The sequence below is a fragment of the Streptomyces sp. NRRL S-646 genome, from assembly GCF_000720765.1.
Taxonomy (GTDB): Bacteria; Actinomycetota; Actinomycetes; order Streptomycetales; family Streptomycetaceae; genus Streptomyces.
In genome coordinates this window covers 1-4,524 of sequence record NZ_JODC01000060.1, presented here as the reverse complement: position 1 = coordinate 4,524, position 4,524 = coordinate 1, and the positions used below count along the sequence as shown (strand labels likewise).

The window sequence follows — 4,524 nt, the reverse complement described above, 5'->3', positions numbered from 1 at the left end:
TCACCGATGGAGTGACCGGCCAGCACGTCGGGGCGCACACCCCAGGACTCCAGCAGCCGGAACAGCGCCACTTCCAGGGCGAACAGGGCGGGCTGGGCGTACTCGGTCCGGTTCAGCAGGTCCGCGTCCTCACCGAACACCACCTCCCGCAGGCTGAACGGGAGTTCCGCATCCACCGCGTCGAAGGCGGCCGCGAAGACCGGGTACGCGTCGTACAACTCCCGGCCCATACCAAGCCGTTGAGAGCCCTGCCCCGCGAACAGGAACCCCGTGCGCGCATCGCGCCGGGTCGTGCCCGTCGCGGCGTTCACCGCCTCCTCACCGGAAGCGACCGCCTCAAGACCGCGCAGCAACTCCGTACGGTCCGTGCCCCAGACCACGGCCCGGTGCTCGAACAACGACCGCGACCGCACCAGCGACCGGCCGACCTCAGCGACACCGAGTGCCTCGTCGCCGGTCACGAATTCCGCCAGCCGACCGGCCTGGGCCCGCAGCGCCGCGGCCGTACGACCGGACACCACCCACGGCACCACACCACCGTCGGCCGGAGCGCTCACCGGCCCGGACTCCGCCTCGACCGGCGGCTCCTCCAGCACCACATGCGCGTTCGTGCCACTGATACCGAACGACGACACACCGGCCCGACGCACATGTCCTTCGGCCTGCGGCCAGTCGGCACTGTCCGTCAATCCACATCCGCGGGCCTGAGCCCGGCACCGGCCAGCGCCTGCCGGATCACCCGCTGCTGCGACGGACCATTCGGCGCCGTCAGACCATTGCTGGCACCATCCTGGTTCACCGCCGACCCGGCCACCACGGCCAGCACCCGGTGCCCCTTGCGCCGGGCGTCCGACAGCCGCTCCACCAGCACCAAACCCGCGCCCTCGGAGAACCCGGCCCCGTCCGCTCCGTCCGAGAACGCCTTGCACCGGCCGTCCGCCGCGAGCCCCCGCTGCCGGCTGAAGTCCAGGAACAGTCCGGGCGTCGACATCACCGTCACACCACCGGCCAGCGCCAGATCACACTCCCCCGCCCGCAGCGCCTGCACCGCCAGATGCAACGCCACCAGGGCCGACGAACACGCCGTGTCCACCGTCACCGCGGGGCCTTCCAGGCCGAGGGTGTAGGACACGCGGCCTGACATCACGCTTGCGGAGTTGCAGCGTCGTCGGGTCGATCCCGGCCCGCTCGAACGCCTCCCACGCCAGCTCCAGCAGCAGCCGCTGCTGCGGGTCCATCGCCAGCGCCTCACGCGGCGATATCCCGAAGAAGCCGGGGTCGAACTCGGCGGCGTGGTCGAGGAATCCGCCGCCGCGGGTGCTGGCGCGGCCCGCCACACCGGGCTCGGGGTCGTAGAGGGCGTCGATGTCCCAGCCGCGGTCGTCGGGCCACTCGGTGATGGCGTCCGTGCCGTCCGCGAGCAGGTGCCAGAACTCCTCGGGGGTGTTGGCCCCGCCGGGGAAGCGGCAGCTCATCGCGGTGATGACGATCGGGTCGTCGGCGGTCGCGCGCGGCGCGGGAAGGAGGGCGGCCGGGGTGTCGGCGGGGGTCGGGGCGAGGGCGCTGCGGAGGTGTTCGGCGAGGGCGGTCGGGGTGGGGTAGTCGAAGACGAGGGTGGCGGGCAGGGGGCGGCCGAGGGCTCCGCTGAGGGCGTTGCGGAGTTCCACGGCGGTGAGGGAGTCGAAGCCGAGCTCGCGGAAGGAGCGGGCGGGCTCCACGTCCTGCGGGCCGCTGTGGTCGAGGACGACGGCGACGTGGGCGCGGACGAGTTCCTCGAAGGCGGCCCGCTGTTCGGGTTCGGCGAGTGCGGCGAGTTGCCGGGTGAGGTCGCCGGTGTCGGGGTCGTCGTCAGCTGTGTGACGGGGGCCGTGGTCCGGGGTGCGGCGGGCGGTGAGGGCGTGCCGGGCGTCGGGCAGGTCGTCGAGGAAGGGACGGGGCCGGGCGGTGGTGTAGGCGTGGGCGAACAGGTCCCAGTCGATGTCGGTGACGGCGAGGGTGGTGTCGTCGTGGTCGAGGGCCTGTTGCAGGGCACCGAGGGCGAGGTCGGGGTTCATGGGGCGCACGCCGTGCCGCTGGAGGCGTTCGCCGACGGAGCCTTCCGCCATGCCGCCGTCGGCCCAGGGTCCCCAGGCGATGGCGGTGGCGGGCAGGCCGTGGGAGCGGCGCTGCTGGGCGAGGGCGTCGAGGAGGGCGTTGCCGGGGGCGTAGTTGGCGTGGCCGGGGGCGCCGATCGTGCCGGCCGTGGAGGAGAACAGGACGAACGCGGACAGGTCGAGGCCGGCGGTGAGGGCGTCGAGGTTGCGGGCGCCGCCGACCTTGACCCGCAGGACTTCGGCGAGTTGCTCGGGCGTGAGGGTGGTGATGACGCCGTCACGCAGGACGGCGGCGGTGTGGAAGACGGCGGTGAGCGGCCGTTCGGCGGGGATGGCTGCCAGCAGGGCGGCGAGCTGGTCACGGTCGGCGATGTCGCAGGCGGCGATCTCGACGTGTCCGGCCCCGAGTTCGGTGAGTTCGGCGCGGAGTTCGGCCGCACCGGGGGCGTCGGCGCCGGTACGGCTGACCAGGAGCAGGCCGGGGGCGCCCTGGCGGGCGAGGCTGCGGGCGACCTGGCGGCCGAGGGCGCCGGTGCCGCCGGTGACCAGGACCGTGCCGGTGGGGGTCCAGTCGCGGCGTGCGCCCAGGCCTCCCGTCGCGGCCCGGTTGAGGCGGCGGGCGAGCAGGCCGGTGTCGCGGACGGCGAGCTGGTCCTCCTGGCCGACCCCGGCGAGGGCGGCGGTGAGCCGTTCGGCGGCGGAGCGGTCGAGCGTGGCGGGCAGGTCGAGGAGGCCGCCCCAGCGCTGGGGCTGTTCCAGGGCGACGACCCGGCCGAAGCCCCAGGCAAGGGCTTGTTGGGGGGAGTCGACGGTCTCGGTCGGGCCGGTGGCGACGGCGCCCCGGGTGGCGAACCAGACGGGTGCCTCCTGGCCGACGTCGTCGAGGGCCTGGACGAGGGAGACGGTGGCGGCGAAGCCGCGGGGCAGGCCGGGCAGGCCGTCGTACTCCTCCTCGTCGAGGGCGAGCAGCGACAGGACGGCCCGCGGGCGGTCCTGCCCGGTGGCGCGGAGGAGTTCGGCGATGCGCTCGCGGCCGTCGTGCGGGGCGACCGCGACGGTGACCGGGTCGGCTCCCGCGCGGGCGAGGGCGTCGACGACGGCGGCGGTGTGGGCGTGGCCGGGGTGGGCCGGGTCCTGGTGGGCGGCGGGCAGGGCGACGAGCCAGCTGCCGCGCAGTACGGGCGCGGGGGTGGCGGGCAGGGGTTTCCAGGTGACGCGATAACGCCAGGCGTCCACGGTGGCGGTCTCGCGGCTGCGCCTGCGGTAGTCGCTCAGGGCGGGCAGGACCGTGGAGAGGGTGTCCTGGTCGAGGTGGAGGGCGGCGGCCAGCGGGGCGGTCTCGCCCTTCTCGACGGACTCCCAGAAGCGGGCGTCGAGATCGCTGCCGACGGCCTTCGCGGGACCGGTGAGCTGGGCGGGCGTGGGCCAGTAGGTACGGCGCTGGAAGGCGTAGGTGGGCAGGTCGACCCGGGTTCCGGCGCCGATCAGGGCCGTCCGGTCGATGGGGGCGGCGCCGCGTACGCTCAGTTCGGCCAGGGAGGCGAGGAAGCGGCGCGGTCCGCCTTCGCCGCGGCGCAGCGTGCCGGTGACCACGGTGCCGGTGCGGCCGTCCTCGTCGAGGGTGTCGCGGACGGCGGCGGTGAGCACGGGATGCGGGCTGGACTCGACGAAGGCGCGGAAGTCCTGGGCGGCCAGGGCCTGTACGGCGTCGGCAAAGCGCACGGTACGCCGCAGGTTGTCGTACCAGTACCCGGCGTCGAGGTTCTCGGTGTCCAGCCAGTCACAAGTGACGGTGGAGAAGAACGGCACCTCCGCGGTGCGCGGCCGCACGGGGGCCAGATCGGCCAGGAGCCGGTCACGGATCTCCTCGACCTGCGCGGAGTGCGAGGCGTAGTCGACGGGTATCTGGCGGGCCTGGGCGCCTGCGGCGGACAGCTCGGCCACCAGCTCGCGTACGGCCTCGGCATCACCGGAAACAACCACGGAGACGGGGCCGTTGACGGCGGCGACCGAGAGCCGTCCCTCCCAGGGGGCCAGCCGCTCCTCCACCTCGGCCACCGGCAACAGTACGGAGGCCATGCCGCCCTGTCCGGCGAGCGCGATGATGGCCCGGCTGCGCAGCACGACCACACGCGCCGCATCCTCCAGGGACAAGCCCCCGGCGACACACGCAGCGGCGATCTCGCCCTGACTGTGCCCGACCACCGCGTCCGGGCGCACACCCCGGGACTGCCACAACCGGGCCAGCGACACCATCGTCACGAACAGCAGCGGCTGGACCACGTCCACGCGATCGAGGGTGGGGGCACCCTCCTCACCGCGCAGCACGGCTTCGACCGACCAGTCGACGTACTCCTCCACAGCCGCCGCACACGCGGCAAAGTGCCCACCGAACTCCGGATCGGTGTCGAGGAGTTCAGTGGCCATACCC

General features: G+C 74.0%; 2 pseudogenes. Both read right to left on the bottom strand.

Going from position 1 to position 4,524, the window contains the following annotated elements:
- Window positions 1-2,663, bottom strand: a pseudogene (locus IH68_RS60110) (SDR family NAD(P)-dependent oxidoreductase); the annotation flags it as partial.
- Between the two features lie 735 nt (window positions 2,664-3,398).
- Window positions 3,399-4,520: pseudogene (locus IH68_RS60105) on the bottom strand (acyltransferase domain-containing protein); the annotation flags it as partial.
- Between the last annotated feature and the right edge of the window lie 4 nt (window positions 4,521-4,524).